Annotated in this window: 15 protein-coding genes; 12 read left to right on the top strand and 3 right to left on the bottom strand. The window is 64.2% G+C overall.

Annotation, left to right across the window (positions count from 1 at the left end):
* Positions 1–936 carry a LysR family transcriptional regulator gene (locus AC19YR_RS21975; RefSeq protein WP_095109858.1) on the top strand — a complete coding sequence of 312 codons (936 nt, stop codon included), beginning with the start codon at positions 1–3 and terminating at the stop codon, positions 934–936.
* Here the strand turns inward: AC19YR_RS21975 and AC19YR_RS21970 are convergent.
* A complete protein-coding gene (locus tag AC19YR_RS21970) occupies positions 908–1,162 on the bottom strand; it encodes a hypothetical protein (RefSeq protein WP_095109859.1) in 255 nt (84 codons plus the stop codon). The two genes, AC19YR_RS21975 and AC19YR_RS21970, sit on opposite strands and share 29 nt — an antisense overlap.
* 167 nt (positions 1,163–1,329) lie before the next feature.
* Between AC19YR_RS21970 and AC19YR_RS21965 the strand changes: the two genes are divergently transcribed.
* Both AC19YR_RS21965 and AC19YR_RS21960 read left to right on the top strand, forming a co-directional pair.
* On the top strand, positions 1,330–1,650 hold the full coding sequence (locus AC19YR_RS21965) for an ElaB/YgaM/YqjD family protein (RefSeq protein WP_095109860.1): 321 nt from the start codon (positions 1,330–1,332) through the stop codon (positions 1,648–1,650).
* Positions 1,651–1,794: 144 nt separating this feature from the next.
* Positions 1,795–6,897, top strand: coding sequence for a dermonecrotic toxin domain-containing protein (locus AC19YR_RS21960; protein WP_500600128.1), 5,103 nt, complete (start codon positions 1,795–1,797; stop codon positions 6,895–6,897).
* 124 nt (positions 6,898–7,021) lie between these two features.
* Here AC19YR_RS21960 and AC19YR_RS21955 read toward each other — a convergent pair whose 3' ends face one another.
* Positions 7,022–7,291, bottom strand: a complete 270-nt coding sequence (locus tag AC19YR_RS21955; protein WP_095109862.1) for a PepSY domain-containing protein — start codon at positions 7,289–7,291, stop codon at positions 7,022–7,024.
* Between the two features lie 153 nt (positions 7,292–7,444).
* Between AC19YR_RS21955 and AC19YR_RS21950 the strand changes: the two genes are divergently transcribed.
* Positions 7,445–8,446, top strand: a complete 1,002-nt coding sequence (locus AC19YR_RS21950) for a FecR family protein (RefSeq protein WP_500600126.1) — start codon at positions 7,445–7,447, stop codon at positions 8,444–8,446.
* Between the two features lie 331 nt (positions 8,447–8,777).
* Positions 8,778–9,152: a fe2+ zn2+ uptake regulation protein gene (locus tag AC19YR_RS21945; protein ID WP_095109864.1), complete on the top strand. Its 375-nt coding sequence runs from the start codon at positions 8,778–8,780 to the stop codon at positions 9,150–9,152.
* Positions 9,153–9,158: 6 nt separating this feature from the next.
* Here AC19YR_RS21945 and AC19YR_RS21940 read toward each other — a convergent pair whose 3' ends face one another.
* Positions 9,159–9,347 (bottom strand): hypothetical protein, encoded by a 189-nt coding sequence (locus AC19YR_RS21940; protein ID WP_095109865.1) that lies wholly within the window; start codon positions 9,345–9,347, stop codon positions 9,159–9,161.
* A gap of 218 nt (positions 9,348–9,565) precedes the next feature.
* Between AC19YR_RS21940 and AC19YR_RS21935 the strand changes: the two genes are divergently transcribed.
* The 7 genes from AC19YR_RS21935 to AC19YR_RS21905 all read left to right on the top strand — a co-directional run bounded on the left by AC19YR_RS21935 (position 9,566) and on the right by AC19YR_RS21905 (position 17,956).
* Positions 9,566–10,012, top strand: coding sequence for a DUF411 domain-containing protein (locus AC19YR_RS21935; RefSeq protein WP_095109866.1), 447 nt, complete (start codon positions 9,566–9,568; stop codon positions 10,010–10,012).
* Entirely contained in the window at positions 10,012–10,449 is a 438-nt protein-coding gene (locus tag AC19YR_RS21930; RefSeq protein WP_095109867.1) for a YqaA family protein, read from the top strand. Before AC19YR_RS21935 ends, AC19YR_RS21930 begins: the two co-directional genes overlap by 1 nt.
* Positions 10,450–10,839: 390 nt before the next feature.
* Positions 10,840–12,408: a glycogen synthase GlgA gene (gene glgA, locus AC19YR_RS21925; RefSeq protein ID WP_500600123.1), complete on the top strand. Its 1,569-nt coding sequence runs from the start codon at positions 10,840–10,842 to the stop codon at positions 12,406–12,408.
* 44 nt (positions 12,409–12,452) lie between these two features.
* Entirely contained in the window at positions 12,453–14,531 is a 2,079-nt protein-coding gene (gene malQ / locus AC19YR_RS21920; RefSeq protein WP_095109869.1) for a 4-alpha-glucanotransferase, read from the top strand.
* A gap of 69 nt (positions 14,532–14,600) precedes the next feature.
* A complete protein-coding gene (locus AC19YR_RS21915) occupies positions 14,601–14,849 on the top strand; it encodes a DUF2934 domain-containing protein (RefSeq protein ID WP_095109870.1) in 249 nt (82 codons plus the stop codon).
* A 70-nt stretch (positions 14,850–14,919) separates the two neighbouring features.
* Entirely contained in the window at positions 14,920–17,058 is a 2,139-nt protein-coding gene (glgX, locus tag AC19YR_RS21910; protein WP_500600120.1) for a glycogen debranching protein GlgX, read from the top strand.
* A gap of 139 nt (positions 17,059–17,197) precedes the next feature.
* Positions 17,198–17,956: a PIG-L deacetylase family protein gene (locus tag AC19YR_RS21905; RefSeq protein ID WP_500600118.1), complete on the top strand. Its 759-nt coding sequence runs from the start codon at positions 17,198–17,200 to the stop codon at positions 17,954–17,956.
* Positions 17,957–18,178 lie beyond the last annotated feature (222 nt).

The raw sequence follows: 18,178 nt of genomic DNA, 5'->3' as shown, positions 1-18,178 counted from the left end.
ATGAGCCAAATAAATATCGCCAACATCGATCTCAACCTGCTCAAGGCCTTCGAGGCCCTGCATGACGAATCCAGCGCCAGCCGCGCCGCCGTGCGCCTGGGGGTGACGCAATCGGCCATGAGCGCGGCGTTGCGGCGCCTGCGCCAGGTGTATGGCGACCCGCTGTTTGTGCGCACCGGCCGGGGCCTGGCGCCGACCCTGCGGGCCAATCAGCTCAAACCGGTCATCAGCGAGGCCCTGGCCAAATGTCGGCAGAGCCTGGCCATGATCGACCCGGCCACCCAGGATTTCGAGGGCCGCTCGGTGACCCTGGGGCTGTCCGACGATTTCGAGATTGCCCATGGCCGCCGCTTGATCGAGGAAATCGAGCACCGCGCGCCGAGGCTGCGCCTGATTTTTCGCCAAACCCACAGCCAGATCGTCGCCAGCGGCCTGCTCGATCGCAGCCTGGACCTGGCCATCAGCGCCGGCGGTTTCAGCGAGCGCCGCCTGAGCCGCCAAGTGCTGGGCGAAGGGCATTACGCCTGCCTGGCGGACCCGGCAAGCCTCGCACCCGGGCAGCAGGCGATAGGCCTGGAGGAGTTCGTCGCCCGCGAGCACATCCTGGTGTCCTCCGGCGGATTTATCGGGATTACCGATGAAGGCCTCGCGGCTCTGGGGCTTAAGCGCCATGTGTGCGCTTCCACCAGCCACTTCGCCGCGCTGCCCTACTTGCTTAGGGGCAGCCGAGCGGTGGCGACCATCCCGGCGCACGCCGCGCAACGCATCGCGGCCATGGGCGGGTTGCGCCTACTGCCCTGCCCCTTGGCGCTGCCGCGCTACCCCATTGAGCTGGGTTGGCGCACCGAGAGCCAGCTCGACCCGCTGCTGTTGCGGGTACGCGAGGCGGTGCAGGGGTGTTTTGCGGCTACTTCGCCGCCGCCATCAGGCGATTGACTTCACTGCGCACCATGTTGGCGAATTCCGGGGGCGACATCGTGTCCAGCTCGGCGCGCACCCATTCGGCCCACTTGCCCTTGCGCTTGGCGCGCTCGCCGAACAGCCGCCCGGCCTCGCCCTTGGCCTTGCCCAGGTTGCTCTGCCACAACTCGAACAAACGGGACTTTTCGTCTTCGAGCGCGGCGCGCTCGGCCAGGGGCTGGTTAGCCAGGTTGAAGCTCATGGGGATTACCTGCTGCGGGAAATGGCCGACATCTTACACTGAAGGCCGAAACGTCCTAGCCTCTACGTCACCCAAGGTTCAGCACTGGGGTGCGGCAATCGCGATGCAACTTTTTCCACCGCCGCGAACTCCATTGTTCACTGTCACTCACCCGCAAGGAGTTACCCATGGCCCGCAAAACCGCCGCGCAAGCGGCCGAAGAACAAATCAAGGATCAAGCCTTCAGCGAGTTGCAGGCGCTGATCGAGGAGTCGGACAAACTGCTCAAAAGCAGCGCCAGCCTGGTGGGCGAGGAAGCCGAAGGCCTGCGTGCGCAGGTAGCGCTCAAGCTCAAGCAGGCCATGGATTCCGTCAACAACGTGCGCGAGCGCAGCAAACCGGTGGTCGATGCCACCGAGACCTACATTGGCGGCCACCCGTGGCAAACCGTGGCCATCAGCGCCGGGTTCGGCCTTGTCGTAGGGTTGCTACTGGGCCGGCGCAACTGATCGACGCCATCCCCCAGGCCCTGCTCGTACTCATCGTGCAGGGCCTTTTTTTGCCGCGACACATAGTTACCACCGAACCTGCACAGCGCCTGTCCACCATCGCCCTGACGCCCGCCCCGCGCGGTACCCACTCAGGACGACGACATGAGCCAATTCCCCTACCCGTATTTTTTCGACGAAGCCACCCGCGTCACCAAACGGCCCAACGAGCGTGAGCGCGCCCTGGGGATCAGTGACGTGGACCGCGATTTCCTGCGCAATCTGTTTTTCAGCACCGACGCCGGGCGCCGCCATCAATCCCCGCCGATGATCGCCGAGCGCTTGCTGATAAGCGCCACCGGTACGGCGCCCATTGAATTGGCCGGGGCGTTCATGATGAGTTCCACCGCCGCCTACGCCGCCGCGTTTTTGTATACGCCTGAGGAGGGCCTGGAAAAATTCGACAACACTGCCGCCGTGCTGGCGGCCTTGGACGAGCGCCTGCGCAGCAGCACCCGGCGCACCTCGTTGGTGCGGTTCCTGTCGATCCAGCAGCGTGCCCGCTTCGACTTCTCGGCCTTGCTGCCGATCACATCCCAAGTCATCGCCGGCAACGTGTTTGAAGAGCAGAAGGCCGCGATCGACCGCCACCAGGCCTTGAATACCCAGGCCATGCTCCAGGAATTGCTGACGCTGCCCACCCTGGGCGCGATGCTCGATCAACTGCTGGCCTCGACCCTGCGCCCGGTGTTCCCGCGCTTGGATGCAAGCAAGACCCACGTCAATATTTTCACTCGCTATCCGCCCGCCGAAGTGCCAATCCAATGGCTCGATTCCATGTCGCTGCGCAACGCTTTGCTGTGGCTGTACCGCAACCAAGCCTGGCCCAAAGGCCAGCGCCGGGAATTTTTCAACCCCAGGAACAAGGGCGAGGCGCAAGACCCCACACCCTGGGAAAATGCCTTGCATGAGGCGGCCCACAAACTGTTGCCGTTCATGCAGAGCGTGCTGGAGAGTTTCTGGAACACCGCCATGGACACCGGCGCGTCACGGCGCGAGTTCTTTACCCAGGCCATGAGCGACAAATGCCGGGTGGACTTGCTGTTCAAGCGCCAGGAGCAGGTGCTCAGCGCCGAGCAAAGCCAGCGCCTGGAGGTCCTGTATCGCACCAGCGCCCCTGAACGCATCAGCCCACCACACCCGTTGCACGCCGAAACCGTCCAGATGTGGGAGTACCGCGCCCACGCCATTGTGCTGGCCGGCACCCTGATAATCCGCAACACCCAGACCTATCTGTATACCCAATCCCTGGGCTTGCAGGTGCTCAAGGACGACGATGACCTACAACGCACACTGCTGGCGATGGCCAAGGCGCCGAGTTATGAAGACGACTTCTACAACTTCCTCAGCCAGGAGGAACGTGCGCGGTTCATCGGCTTCACCACCCCCGAGTTCGGCAGCGAGCCCATTCAGGCAGGGGTGTTCGAAACCCTGTTCAACACCATCATCGAAAAGCAGCAACACAACCTGCGCTATGCCCTTGAGGTGTACCGCCGCACCCAGGGCGATATCGACCTCAATGCCCTGGTCGACCAGGTACTGGATATTCGCAGGATGTTCGATCACCGCCTCCTGGCGCTGGACAGCCAAGGTCGCTGGACGACCCACCCGGTGTCGACCACGGTGCCGATCGAACGCGCGCGGCTACATATCAAGACCTTGGCGAGCATCGAGGCACCGCTGCGCCAGGCCATGCTGGGCAGCGCCGGCATCGAAGAGATCGTCAGCCACGAACTGACCCGCCAATTGCAGGCCGCCCATATCGCCCACACCAACCCCAATGCAATATTCCTCAACCACTACGACTCCAGCGCCCAGGAACTGGAAGCACGGCCGCCCGTGGCCAGCCAGACCCTGGTAGGTTTTTTCCTCAGGCGCCTGATTGACCAGGACCCGCCGCTGGAGCTCACCGAGCGGGCCGGCCTCTATGGCCCGCCGACCGCCGGGCAGGCGCGCCGGTTAGCCGGGATCGACCTGCGCCTGTTCCGCCAAGTGGTGGAAACCACCCTGAGCTACTTTCGCCATATCAACGTGGCCGAGGTCCCGCGCGAGGCCCTGGAACAGCTCAAGCCGCAACTGGCGCACGTCATGTCCACTGCGATCCTCGACGAAGCCCGTACCCGTAAAGGGCAAAAAAGCCTGAGTGAGCGCGACCTGGAGATTGTCGAAGCGTTCTTCACCGCCGCCCCCGACGGCTTGAACGGGTTCATTCCCGAGGCTTTTTCGCCCACGGTGTATCGCAACCTGCAAGGTGAGCCACTGACCCTGGCCAACTGTTTCCTGCTCACCGAGCGCGGCGGCCTGGACCCCCAGCATTCTGGCCGGGCCGTGTGCTGGAGCCCGGCCCGCGGGCTCGAAAGCTTCGCCTCGGTGCAGGAGGCCAGGACCCGGCTAGGCCAGCAACTGCGCGAGCCGAACCGGCGCCTGGACCTGCTGGAAAACCTCGCTCCCCAGCATTACCTGGCCCACGACATCTACCATCCTGGGCCTCTGCGGGCGATCAACGCGCCCGCCGCGCAAAGCTTGCAACAGAGCTGGATCGACCACTGGCTCGCCCTGCGGGCCAAGATCCTCTCGTTCAAGCGCCCATTCAGTGCCCTGGCCCCCTTGCTGTACCACCTCAGGCTCAGCCCCCCGGCGACCAACCTCGGCCATGCAACGGATATCCCCAAGCTTGCGCTGGCACGCCTATCGCTGCCGGCCTGGCTGGGCATGGCGCCCCCCCGGGAACTGCGCCGCCACGCCGAGATCGCCGAGCAGTACCGCCTTCGCCTAGGCGATGGCAAGGACTACCTGAACCAGATCATGCCGCTGCGCGACTTCATCGAAGGGAAGCTGCGCACACTGCTCCAGGCCTACGCCCTGCGCCCCGACGAGGTCACCATTACCCCAAAACTGGCCTTGGCCGGGCACCCGCAGAACCTGCTCGACTTCGCCCTGAACCCGGTGGAACAACAAGCGTCGGCCTTTAGCGTCCGTTGCAGCGACGAACGGCTCGATGAGCAGACGATTCGCGGTTGGTTGCAACAGCTCGCCAGCCAACAGGATTTTCAGGCCCAGTTGCTTGCCAACCTGCTCCCCGGCAAGCCGGGGGCACTGGAGCGCGAGGCGCTCTACATTGCCCAGTTGCCCTGGCAACTGCTTCTGCATGCCCATGGCCTGATGCTGGAGGAGCGCCTCTCGGGTGCCGGGTTCGCGCTCGTGCAACAGGTACTGGACATGCCCGACGCCAAGGCGCGCACCAGTGTGCAGGGGGCTAACGCGGTTATCCGGCCACTGGAGCTACTCGCCACGGCCGGTGCCACACTGGCCCAGGCGCTGAACCTGTACATCCTCAGCCCGCCGGCCGGCAGCGTCGGGCCGCACCTGCTGTATGCGCCCTACAGCCAGGGGCCGCTGTTCACCGAATTCGAGCATGAAGCGGCGTTCATCGAGGCCCTCAACCACCCTGGCGCCTTCCAAGAGCTGATCCTGGGACGCCTGCCCGCGCCACAAAACGCCACCTACCGGCATTTGCTGGAGAGCACCCGCGGCAAAACCTCGGAGATCACCCTGGCGCACAACCCGATCCAGGGCCACGCGCTCAAGCACCTGTACCAAGAGAACACCCGGCACCTGACCCACATGCTCGCCCGCCAAGCGGACCCACAGGGGGCTAGCGCCTGGGAAACCGTCAAGCAGGTCTTCAGCAGCGCCCTACGCCATGGCCTGGGCGTCATTTCGGGCAAGCTGACGTTGCCTTGGGTGATTTGGGACAGCTACCAGTTGTTCAAGGCGTCGGCGCAAGCCTTGCAGGATCATCAGTGGGCCAGCGCGCTGAGGACCTTTATCGAGGGCGTCGGCCACATGGCCAGCATCGGTGAGTTGATGGACCCCACACCGCCCCCACCTGCAGCTGTGGCGGTTGAAGACGGCGCCAGCAGCGAACCTATGCCGCAGGCCCAGACCTGGGGCGACATCGATATGACGGCCCCCTATCGCACGCTGCTGCACACCTACGAAGCCCATGACGTGGCGCTAACCGACCTGGAGTTCAACGCGCAGTCACGGGTTTACATCGCCTCGGACAGCCGCCACAGCTACGTCCCTATCGCGGGCAAGGTTTATCGCCTGCAACGGGCCGGCGAATACTGGCGAATACTGGCAGGCAATAAACAGGGCCCGTTCGTCTGCCTCGACCCCGCGCAACAGTGGGTCATCGATACCCGCAAACATGTCCCTCGCTTCGGCCAGGCCATGATGCGGGTGCTAGATCGCCAGTTGGTCCGTTCCGCCGCGCGCAGCAGCATCAACATCGAAGCGCGGGGCATGGGCCAGATTCGCCAACTCAATCCTGAACGCGCCCAGCAGATCGTCGAAGCCCTGGACCTGGCAACCTTCTATGTACAGAACTGCAAACTCAACCTGGGCCTGCTGGAATCCCAGCACGCACCGGTCACCCGTATCCACCGCTTCATCAACAGCTTTTTCGGCATCGCCTCCGACCCAGACACCGGCCCCCAGGTGCTCGACCCTGCACTGGTGCAAAAACTGCACAGGGTCGTGGACCTGGTGCTGGCGGAAATTCTTTCGCCTTCGCTCTACGCCCTGGATTCGTCGCGGTTCATCACCGGCACCCACCTCCTGGACCCCGGCAGCAACTGGGCCTTTACCATCGACCGAGACCCGGATCGGCGTATCTACCTCACGGAAAACTTCTTCCTCCCTCCCTTGCAGGACTACACCCATCGCCTGACCACCCCCTTCAACCTGGAGTGTCACGCTCGGGCGACGGCCCTGATCCATGAGGTGACCCACATCGCCTGTAACACCGCCGATGTCGCCTACCTAGAGACGGTGCTGCCGTTTTCCGACCTGATCGAAACCCTGACCCAGGAAGGCCGCGATTTGCAGACCTATCAGCGCGATATCCAGAACAACCGCTACTCGGTGCACACGCCTATCGGTGAGCTGTTCAAGTTCGTGGATGTCTCGGGGAACATCTGGAGCGATTTCGGCAGTACCGAGGACACCGAATACATCGAGGAGCAAATCCTAGAAGCCACCGGCGGGCTTGATTTGAGCAATGCCCGGGGAATATTCAAGACAAACCTGGCCAAGAGGGTCGATACCATGCTCGACAACGCCGACTCACTGACGCTGCTCATCACCACACTGGGGCGCCAACTCGATGCCATCCCTGCCAGGCGACGCCCCTCAATTCCATAGCCAGTAGGCTTGCCTGCGCTGGGCTGCACAGCACCCTTAAAGCGATGCTGTGCCCGGCGGGTTTTTACCGCCGCTAGGCGCCCGAGCGCGGGTCAGCCCGCCTTCTACTAAAGAGGCTGCGCTATCAGTCTTTCTGGTCGCGCAGGATGTTGCCCGAAGCGCCGTCGATGCGGAATTCGTACACGGTGCCATCGGCTTTGCGACCTTTGCCTTCCCAATAGCCGCTGTCATCGGCTTCGATCTGGTAGATCTCGACGTAGTTGCCCTTGGTCTTCGCGGTTTCCAAGGCTTTTTCGATGGTGATCCAGCCCGCACCCGGTTTGTCGGCCAGGGCCGCACCGGCACTCAGCAGGCTGGCGGTGGCAAGCAAAGTAGCCAGGGTTTTCTTCATCATGGTCAAACTCCTTATTGAAAAAACAAATGACACGTGTCGGGGCATTAGGGGCCTGGGAGCAAGGATAAGTTCCACTTTGATATGCAAACGCCATGACCGTTGTTCTCGTTGGCTCTGCCCGACAGTTAGAATGTAGGAAATCAGGAAGAGTAAATGAGCGAACCTACACCCTCAGAAGCTGAATACGACGCCATCACCGATGCAGCCGCCCATTGGTGCATGCGCCTGCGCGCCTCTGACTGTTCCTCGGCAGAGCGCCTGGCCTTCGAGCAATGGCGCGATGCCGACCCGTTGCACGCCTTTGAATTCGAGGCCATGCAGGACAGCTGGGAAGTTGCAGCCCAACTGCCCCGCCTCACACCGCCCCAGGTTGTCACGTCCCCTGTGCGACGCCGGCACTGGCCTGCCTATGGCGTGGTAGCCGCCATCAGCCTGGCCTGCCTGTCTATCGCGGCATACACCGGTTGGCAATTGGGCTGGTTGCCCAACGCCTACGAGCACTACCAGGCCAGCAACCGTCTGCAACGAGTGACCCTGCCCGATGGCAGCAAGGTGGAACTGAACCTGGGCACCGAGTTGACTTACAGCAACTACAAAGACCAGCGCCGGGTGACCCTGGACAAAGGCGAAGCCTTCTTCAAGGTCAGCCACGACAGCAGCCACCCCTTAGTGGTCAGGGCCGCCGAGGGGCGCATCCGCGTGACCGGCACCCAGTTCAACGTGTGGATGTACCAAGACCAAGTACGCGTCACCCTGCTCGAAGGCTCGGTGCTGGTCACCAGTAAAGGCACCCTGCCTGGCGATGGCCTGCGCCTGGCCCCGGGCATGCAGGCGCGCTACACGGCAGGCGATTTTTCCCCGCAAGTCAGCCAGAGCGACGCCAACGACAGCTCCCTGGCCTGGCGCACGGGCAAACTGGTGCTCGACAACCTGCCCCTCGAAGACGCCCTGCCCCTGATTAACCGCTACCTGGCCAAACCCGTGATGCTCGCCGACGCCGCCACCGGGCGCATCCGCATCAGCGGCGTCTATGACACCCGCGAAGTGAGGAACATCCTCAGTTCGCTGCCCAAAGTGCTGCCCGTGTACCTGACCCGGAACAAGGACGGCAACCCAGTGCTCAATTCCATCCCGCACCAACCCGCCAAGCCCTAAAAAGGCCGCGCCCCTTGCGGGCAGCGGCCTCGTTCCCCCCAGCATCTATCGCCCCGACAACGGCTTGGCGTTGATCTGCGCGCGAAGCCGGGGATAGGCGTCGAGGCCAGGGCAAAAAAACCATCAGCACGCCGCGAAGACGCAATCGACCGCTCCTACCGACAAACGCCAGGCAAAAAATCAGGCCACCGCGCCCTGTCAATTCGGGCACCTGGCCGTACGCTTACATATTTCATACAACCACCACTTCGTGATTTTGCCGGCTCAAACGTCTTATTAGATGAGAGCAAACATCATTTCCTGATTGGGCTCTGACAAGGAGTTTTCCCCCATGTACAACCAGCAACCCATGGAAGGTACAAAAGCCCTGCACGGCGCGGCCATGAGCGGTGCCGACGAAAGCTATGGCAAAGGCACGGAACGCCAGGGCAACGACCGCATCCGGGTTTTGCTCAAAAGCTTCGGTTTGCGCACCAGCCTGATCCGCCTCAAAGTCATCGACGCCCTGCTCAAGGCTGCCGAGAGCGACCGCACCCTGGGGGTGCGCGGCGTGCACAGCCACCTCCTGGAGCTGGACATCCCGTTGTCATTTTTGAGTGTGCGCGAAGTGCTCAAGCGCCTGTGCAGCGAGGGCGTCATCACCCTCAACCAGGATAAAAGCTACAGCCTGCATCAACAGGCCGCAGCCCTACTGGAAAAGTCCTGATGCGGTTCAGGGCTTGACCTTGCGGCGCATCACGCCGTTGACCACAACCACCACCACGGCCACCGTCACGGCGATGTACTGGAAGGTCTTCTCACCAATGATCCCGGCGTTTTGCAGGTACGAAAGGCCAAACATGATCCCCAGTACCAGCAGGGAAATCAGAACCGAATATTTGATGCGTTGCGACTGGGTCATGACGGGTTCCTGAAGCGTTGAAAAGTGGACTGCGCCGAGCGACCACGGCGCCAAACGGCGGCCATGGTACAGGCCCCGGGTAGTTTTGGCTCCCTTGCCCACCTGCCTGACAAATCTGTAATCACCCCGCGCGCCCAGCAATGCTAAGGTCACGTCCCGGCACCCTGCCCAGGCACGGCGAGACTGATTCGCGCCGGCAACCTTCGGATTCCCCTGTCATGAAAACCTCATTGCGTCTGGCAGCCTTGTCTGCCCTATTCATCAGTTCCCTGGCCCAGGCGAGCGAACTGATCCCCATCGATGTACACCGCGACGCCAATTGCGGCTGCTGCAAGGCCTGGATCAAACACCTGCAAGACAACGGCTTCGCCGTCACCGACCATGTCGAGCCCAACATGAGCGCGGTCAAGCAGCGCCTGGGCGTGGCGCCGCGCCTGGCCTCCTGCCACACCGGCGTCATCAACGGCCAGTTCGTCGAAGGCCATGTGCCTGCCGAGCAAGTCCTGGCCCTGATGAAACGCCCCGACCTGCTGGGCGTCGCCGCGCCGGGCATGCCCACCGGCTCGCCGGGCATGGAAATGGGCGACAGCCGCGACGCCTATCAGGTCATCGGCCTGCATAAAAACGGTACGGATGAAGTGATCGCCGACTACCCGGCCCGCTAGTGCTGGCGGGTTATTTCGCCCTATTCTTCGCGGCGTTCGGCGCCGCGACCCTGCTGCCCCTGCAATCGGAAGCCGCGCTGGTGGGCCTGCTGCTCAACGGCGCCCACGGGGTGTGGGCGCTGCTCGCCGTGGCCACCCTGGGCAATGTCCTGGGCTCACTGGTCAACTGGTGGCTGGGCCGGCGCCTCGAAGGCCTGCGGGGCAAGCGCTGGTTCCCGGTCGGCCCTGCCGCCCTGGACAAAGCCCGACGCCACTATCAGGTGTATGGCCATTGGACCTTACTGCTCAGTTGGCTGCCGGTGGTGGGCGACCCGCTCACCCTGGTGGCCGGAGTGATGGGCGAGCCATTGTGGCGCTTCACCCTGCTGGTGACCCTGGCCAAAGGCGCCCGCTACCTGGTGCTGGCCTGGGTGACCCTGGGCTGGATCGGCGCATAAATCACCCGCCGCCCTGGCTTGGTGCAAACCGCGCCCGCTCGATCAGGCTCACCTCTTGCCCCTCGTCGGCGCATTTACCTGCGGCGGGGTGCGACAAACAACCACATGTCGATTGTCGGACAGCCCGGCAATCCCCACGCAGCGCTCTGCTTCCTGTCCTAGGCTGCAATCGCCGGCCCCACCGGCCCGCCATCGGTGCTGTAAATAATCGAAACTTTTCGCAAGCCCGGCCAGTCAGCTAAAAGGCGGAGTCGTGAGCGCTGGTGCAATCCTTGCAACAGCCCCACCCGTCAGTCTTTTTTTGCTTTGAACGCGCAGGGCCCAAGCCGCCCTTAGCGCCACGCTTATGCACGCGGCCACGGAGTGGCCGAACGATAAAGGGGAAGATCAATGACGAGTGCCGCTTTGCAAGCCCATGGGGAATGTGTGCTGCCTGTGTCCAGCGACTCAGTGAACCCGCCCATCGCCACCTCGGGCGGGCGCACCCAGTTGCCGTTGGCGAGCCACAATCCCAACCGCAAAAAAGTGCTGTTCGTCACCTCGGAAATCGCCGACCTGGTGAAAACCGGCGGCTTGGGCGACGTCTCGGCGGCGCTGCCCCGGGCGCTGGCGCATTTGCACGATGTGCGGGTGCTGATCCCCGGCTACCCCCAGGTGCTCAACAGCGACAACCCTATCCATATCGTCGGCGAACTGGGCGGCCACGCGGCGCTGCCGCCGTGCAAGATCGGGCGCATGGACATGCCCGATGGCCTGGTCGTCTACGTGCTGATCTGCCCTGAGCTGTACGCCCGCGAAGGCACGCCCTACGGCGCCAACAACGGCCGCGACTGGCCCGACAACCATATCCGCTTCGCGCGCCTGGGCCTGGCTGCCGCCGACATCGCCGCCAATCTGGCGCAGATCCACTGGTGCCCCGACCTGGTGCACGCCCACGACTGGCCCGCCGGCCTGGCCCCGGCCTATATGCACTGGCGCGGCCAGCGCACCCCCACTCTGTTCACCATTCATAACCTGGCCTACCAAGGCGTGGTCAGCCTCGCCTCCTGCCCGGAGCTGGGCATCCCGCCCCACGCCCTGCAACAAGAAGGCATGGAGTTCTACGGCAAACTGTCGTTCCTCAAGGCCGGCATGGCCTACGCCAGCCACATCACCACGGTCAGCGCCACCTATGCCCGGGAAATCACCACCCCGGCTTTCGGCTGCGGCCTCGACGGTTTCCTCGCCAGCAAGACCGAACAAGGCCTGCTCAGCGGCATCCCCAACGGCATCGATGAAAGCTGGGAAGCCTCCACCGACCCGCACCTGGTCAGCCCCTTCAGCATCGGCGACTGGGCCGGTAAAGCGGCCAATGCGGCCCATGTACGCGAACTGTTCGGCCTGGAGCCCAGCGACGGGCCGCTGTTTGCCGTGGTTTCGCGCCTGGTCTACCAAAAGGGCCTGGACCTCACCGAAGGCGTGGCGCAGTTCATCGTCGACTCGGGCGGGCAAATCGCGATCATCGGCCGCGGCGAACCCGAAGAAGAACAGGCCATGCGCGCCCTCGCCCAACGCTTTCCCGGGCGCGTGGGGGTGCGCATCGGCTTTAACGAAACCGACGCGCGGCGCATGTTCGCCGGCAGCGACTTTTTGCTCATGCCCTCGCGCTACGAGCCCTGCGGCCTGAGCCAAATGTACGCGCAGCGCTTCGGCTCGCTGCCGGTGGCGCGCAACACCGGGGGCCTGGCCGACACCATCGAGAATGGCGTCACCGGGTTTCTGTTCGATGAGTCGAGCATCCCCAGCTACACCGAGGCCCTGCAACGGGCGTTCAAGGTGTTCGCCTACCCGGCGCTGCTCAACGCCATGCGCTGCCGGGCCATGGCCGCCCCCTTCAACTGGTGCCAAGCGGTGGAACCCTACGCCGAACTCTACGAACAACTGGTGGCCAAGGCACAGGGCCATGTGGGCCGGCCTTGAACGGCCCTACGCAATAGCCCCTGCCCTTTGAGCGGAGAGTTTCGATGAGTGATGCGCAACTGGAAATCCTGGCCAGCCGTGCCGGCCTGGCCGTGGATTGGATCGATGCCAGCGGCCAGCCGCGCAAGGTCGCCGCTGCCGCCCTGCGCGCGATCCTGAACGGCCTCGGCTACCCGGCCTCCAGCGCCCAGGAAATCGACGCCAGCCTGCTGGCCCTGCAACAGGCCCAGGACAGCCGGCAACTGCCGCCGTTGCTAACGGTCGACCAGGGCCGCGGCCTGAACCTGGCCGCTTATTTCGCGCCCCACAGTGCCTGCGAAATCCATCTCGAAGACGGCGCTACCTTGGCCCTCGACCTGGATGCCGACGCCGTGCTGCCCGGCCTGCTGCCCGTGGGCTACCAAGAGGTGCGCATCGCCGGGCAACGCTTCACCCTGGCCGTCGCGCCCCTGCACTGCTACAGCCTGGGCGATGCCCTGGCCAGCCAAACACCGCGCGCCTGGGGCCTGAGCGTGCAGCTCTATGGCCTGCGCCGGGCCGGTGATGGCGGTTTCGGCGACACCCAAGCCCTGGAAACCCTGGCCCGGGCTGCCGCCGAACGGGGCGCCGACGCCTTGGCTATCAGCCCATTGCACGCGATGTTCGCCTGCGACCCGCAACGCTACAGCCCCTATTCGCCCTCCAGCCGTTTGTTCCTCAACAGCCTGTACGCCGCCCCCGGCACGGTGTTGGGCGAGCACGCCTTGCGTAGCGCTATCGAGGCCACAGGCCTTGGCGAGGAACTGCAACGCCTGGAGCACCTGCCGCTGATCGACTGGCCCGCCGCCGCCCAGGCCAAGCAACACGTGTTGCGCGCCCTGTATGACGGCTTCTGCCACGGTGAACACCCGCTGCACGAAGATTTCATCCACTTCCGCCATCGCGGCGGCGAGGCCCTGGAGCATCACTGCCGCTTCGAGGCCCTGCAAGCCGATTGCGCGGCCCGCGGCGAGCCCACTGACTGGCGCCTGTGGCCCGCGCGCTGGCGTGACCCGCGCAGCTGCGCCATCGCCGAATTCGCCGAAAGCAACGCCGCCCTGATTGGTTTTTTCGCCTTCTGCCAATGGCTGATAAGCCGCAGCCTGGAACGTGCGCAAACCGCCGCCCGCAGCAGTGGCATGGCCGTGGGCCTGATCGCCGACCTCGCCGTGGGCGCCGATGGCGGCGGCAGCCAGGCCTGGAGTCGCCAGGACGAACTGCTCGCCGCCCTCACCGTCGGTGCGCCGCCCGACCTGCTCAACCGCCAGGGCCAGGGCTGGGGCATTTCCGCATTCAGCCCCGAAGGCCTGGTGCGCCATGGTTTTCGTGCCTTTATCGAAATGCTGCGGGCCAACTTCGCCTACGCCGGGGGCCTGCGCATCGACCACGTGCTGGGCTTGCGCCGCTTGTGGGTGATCCCCGAAGGCGCCGCGCCCAGCGAGGGCGCCTACCTGTATTACCCGGTGGATGACCTGCTGCGCCTGTTGGCTCTGGAATCGGTGCGCCACCAGGCCATCGTCCTGGGCGAAGACCTGGGCACCGTGCCCGAAGGCTTTGCCGACAAACTCGCCAGCCACTCGATCCTGGGCATGCGGGTGTTGCTGTTCGAGCAGGACAACAGCCATTTCAAGCCCATTCTCGACTGGCCCGACAACGCCCTGGCCACCACCAGCACCCACGACCTGCCCACCCTTAACGGCTGGTGGCACGGGCGCGATATCGATTGGAACCAACACCTGGGCTTTGTCGATGAGGACGGCGCCGCCCACTGGCGCCAGCACCGCCAACGCGAGCGTGCCGGGTTACGCCAGGCCCTGGCCGCCGACCCGCAGAACTTTTGCGAAGAGGCCCGCGAGACCGACCAAGTGCTGGACGCCGCCGTGCGTTTCCTTGGTCACACCCGCGCGCCGCTGGTGCTGCTGCCGCTGGACGATGCCCTGGGCATTGAAGAGCAGGCCAACCTGCCCGGCACCACCGACAGCCACCCCAACTGGCGCCGCCGCCTGCACGGCGAAAGCCCGGCCTTGCTCGATGAGCCGGCCACGGCGCGGCGCCTGGAAATGCTCGCCTGCGCCCGGCGCCAGGCGTTCGAGCGCGACCAATGATCGGCCCCGCATCCGCAGGGCCGGCACCGTTGTTTCACGTCACCTGAGTTGAACGTAAGGAGCATAGCCATGAGCACCGATGACAAACGCATCCGTGAGTTCGCCTACCAGATCTGGGAATCGGAAGGCAAACCCGAAGGCCAGGATTCACGCCACTGGGAAATGGCCCGCAAACTGGCCGAAGCCGAGGCCTTGAGCCCCACCAAGCCGCCCAAGGCCAGCGCCAAGCCCAAGCCTGCGGCCAAACCCGCTGCCGTGGCCGACAAGCCGCAGGCGGCGAAAAAACCGCGCGCACCGCGCAAGCCGCCCTTGGCCTGAACCCACCCCCGCAGCGCCGGGCCCATGCCCGCGCTGACCGGCATTCGTCGTACCCCGCGCAGGAGTCTTTATGAGCACGCCAGGCCCACACACGTCCGTCATTCGCGAAGGTTTGCCATTTCCACTGGGCGCCAGTTGGGATGGCCAGGGCATTAATTTCGCGCTGTTCTCGGCCAACGCCACCAAGGTCGAACTGTGCCTGTTCGACGCCACCGGCGAGGTGGAACTGCAACGCATCGAGCTGCCCGAGTACACCGACGAAATCTTCCACGGCTACCTGCCCGATGCAGGCCCCGGCTTGATTTACGGCTATCGCGTGCACGGCCCTTACGAGCCGCAGAACGGCCACCGCTTCAACCCCAACAAATTGCTGATCGACCCCTACGCCAAGCAATTGGTGGGCGAACTGAAATGGTCCGAGGCGCTGTTCGGCTACACCATCGGCCACCCCGATGCCGACCTCAGTTTCGACGAGCGCGACAGCGCGCCGTTCGTGCCCAAGTGCAAGGTCATCGATGAGGCCCACGACTGGGGTGGCGACCAACCGGTCAAGGTGCCGTGGGACAAGACCCTGGTCTACGAGACCCACGTGCGCGGCATCAGCATGCGCCACCCGGCCGTGGCCAAGAACGTGCGTGGCACCTTTGCCGGGCTCATGACCGACGAAGTGGTGCAGCACATCCGCGAGCTGGGCGTGTCGTCGGTGGAACTGCTGCCGATCCACGCCTTCGTCAACGACCAGCACCTGCTGCAAAAAGGCATGACCAACTACTGGGGCTACAACAGCATTGCGTTTTTCGCCCCCGACCCGCGCTACCTGGCCAGCGGCAGAATCGACGAGTTCAAGGACATGGTCGCGCGCCTGCACCAGGATGGCCTGGAAGTGCTGCTGGACGTGGTCTACAACCACACCGCCGAAGGCAACGAGCAAGGCCCCACCCTGTCCATGCGCGGCATCGACAACGTCTCCTATTACCGCCTGATGCCCGACGACAAGCGCTTCTACATCAACGACTCGGGCACCGGCAACACCCTGGACCTGAGCCACCCGTGCGTGCTGCAACTGGTCACCGATTCGCTGCGTTACTGGACGGTGAAAATGCACGTGGACGGGTTCCGCTTTGACCTGGCCACCATCCTGGGCCGCTATCACGATGGCTTCAACGAACGCCACAGCTTTCTCGTCGCCTGCCGCCAAGACCCGGTGCTGTGCCAGGTAAAAATGATCGCCGAACCCTGGGACTGCGGCCCCGGCGGCTATCAGGTAGGCGGCTTCCCGCCGGGCTGGGTGGAATGGAACGATCGCTTTCGCGACACCGTGCGCGCCTTCTGGAAAGGCGACGACGGTCAATTGGCCGACTTTGCCGCGCGCATGACCGCCTCGGGTGACCTGTTCAACCAACGCGGACGCCGGCCCTATGCCTCGCTGAACTTCATCACCGCCCATGACGGCTTCACCCTGCACGACCTGGTGTCGTACAACGACAAGCACAACGAGGCCAACGACGAAGACAACCAGGATGGCAGCAACAACAACCTGTCCTGGAACCACGGCGCCGAAGGCCCTACCGACGACCCCGAGATCAATGCCCTGCGCGCGCGGCAGATGCGCAACTTCTTCGCCACCCTGCTGCTGGCCCAAGGCACGCCAATGCTGGTGGCCGGCGATGAGTTCGCCCGCACCCAACACGGCAACAACAACGCCTACTGCCAGGACAGCGAAATCGGCTGGGTCAACTGGGAACTGGACGAAGGCGGCCAGGCCCTGCTGGGCTTCGTCAAGCGCTTGATAAAACTGCGCCTGGCCTACCCTATCCTGCGCCGCCAACGCTTTTTGGTCGGCCACTACGACGAAGAACTGGGGGTCAAGGACGTCACCTGGCTCGACCCCGCGGGCAACGAAATGAACACCGAGCAGTGGGAAGACGGCAATGGCCGCTGCCTGGGCATGCTGCTCGACGGCCGCGCCCAGGAAACCGGCATCCACCGCCCCGGCGCCGACGCCACCTTGCTGCTGGTGGTCAACGCCCACCACGACAGCATCGAGTTCCTTCTCCCGGCCGTGCCCGAAGGTGCAGGCTGGACCTGCCTGCTCGACACCCACCAACCCGATGCCGACGACCAGCCACGCTTCGAGTTCGATCAGCGGTACACCGTGACCGGGCGGTCACTGTTGTTATTCGAGCTACAGCGGGGGGCAACCGATTAGCGGCCAGGAAGAAACCGCCAACATGAACAATACTCATCGCGCCGCGCTCCAGGATCCGGAGCGCGGGTTGTCCTCCTTTTGAAGCCAGGTACGGCATCGCCCACCGTTAGCGAACGCTGCACAACAAGGATGTGTCTTGATGAAAACCCTACTAGCACCCTGTACGCGGTTGCCCGCCCAGGTCTGGAACAGTGCGCCGCAACTGCAGCATGTCCCACTCATCAGCCCCGCCAGCCTGCTGCCCCCCGGCGCCCGCGTCGTGCTTATCGCCCCCAACCCCGGCGATGAAGTGGTGATGTGCGGCGGCCTTTTGCAACTGCTCGACAAGCTCGGCCACCCCTTGCAATTGCTCTCGATCACCGACGGCAGCGCCAGCCACCCCGGCTCGCGGCGCTGGTCGGCGCAGCGCCTGAGCGTGTTCCGCCCCCAAGAAAGCGTCGAAGCCCTGCGCCGCCTCGGCCTCCCCCTGCATCACCTGCAATGGATTCGCGGCGGCTTCCCCGACAGTGCCCTGGACGAATACGAAACCGAACTGACCCAATTCATCGCCCGCTACCTGCGCCCCGGCGATGTGTTGTTCAGCACCTGGCGCAACGATGGCAATGTCGACCATGACGCCGTGGGTCGCGCCAGCCTGCTGGCCGCAGCCCAGTGCCAGGTGCCGGTGTATGAACTGGCCGTGCGCGCCTGGCATTGGCCAGCCGGCGAACAGGCGCGCCTGCCCTGGCACCGCGCCCGAAAAATTCGCCTCGACACCTGGGCCGCCGCGCGCAAAAGCCACGCCACCCACGCCTACGCCAGCCAACTGCAAGGCGAACCGGCCCTGGGCATCAAACCCTCCCTGCCACGGGCCATCCTTGAACGCATGCGCCAGCCTTACGAGATTGTTTTCGTCTAGACCGGCGCTGTAGGAGCGGGCTTGTGTGGGAACGGGTTCACCCGCAATCAGGCCGCAACAGCCGTTCTATCGCTATTGGCTGTCAGGCCACCATCGCGGGCCAGCCCGCTTCCACAGGGTGGGGCAAGGACCGATACCGTTCATCGCTACTGTCAGATCTGACAGTAGCCAGGCCGCAGGCTGCGGGTATGTGATGGCTTCACCCGCGCATCGAGCCTGAGA

This window comes from Pseudomonas sp. MF08817, from assembly GCF_059862705.1.
This window is presented reverse-complemented; position numbering and strand designations above follow the sequence as displayed.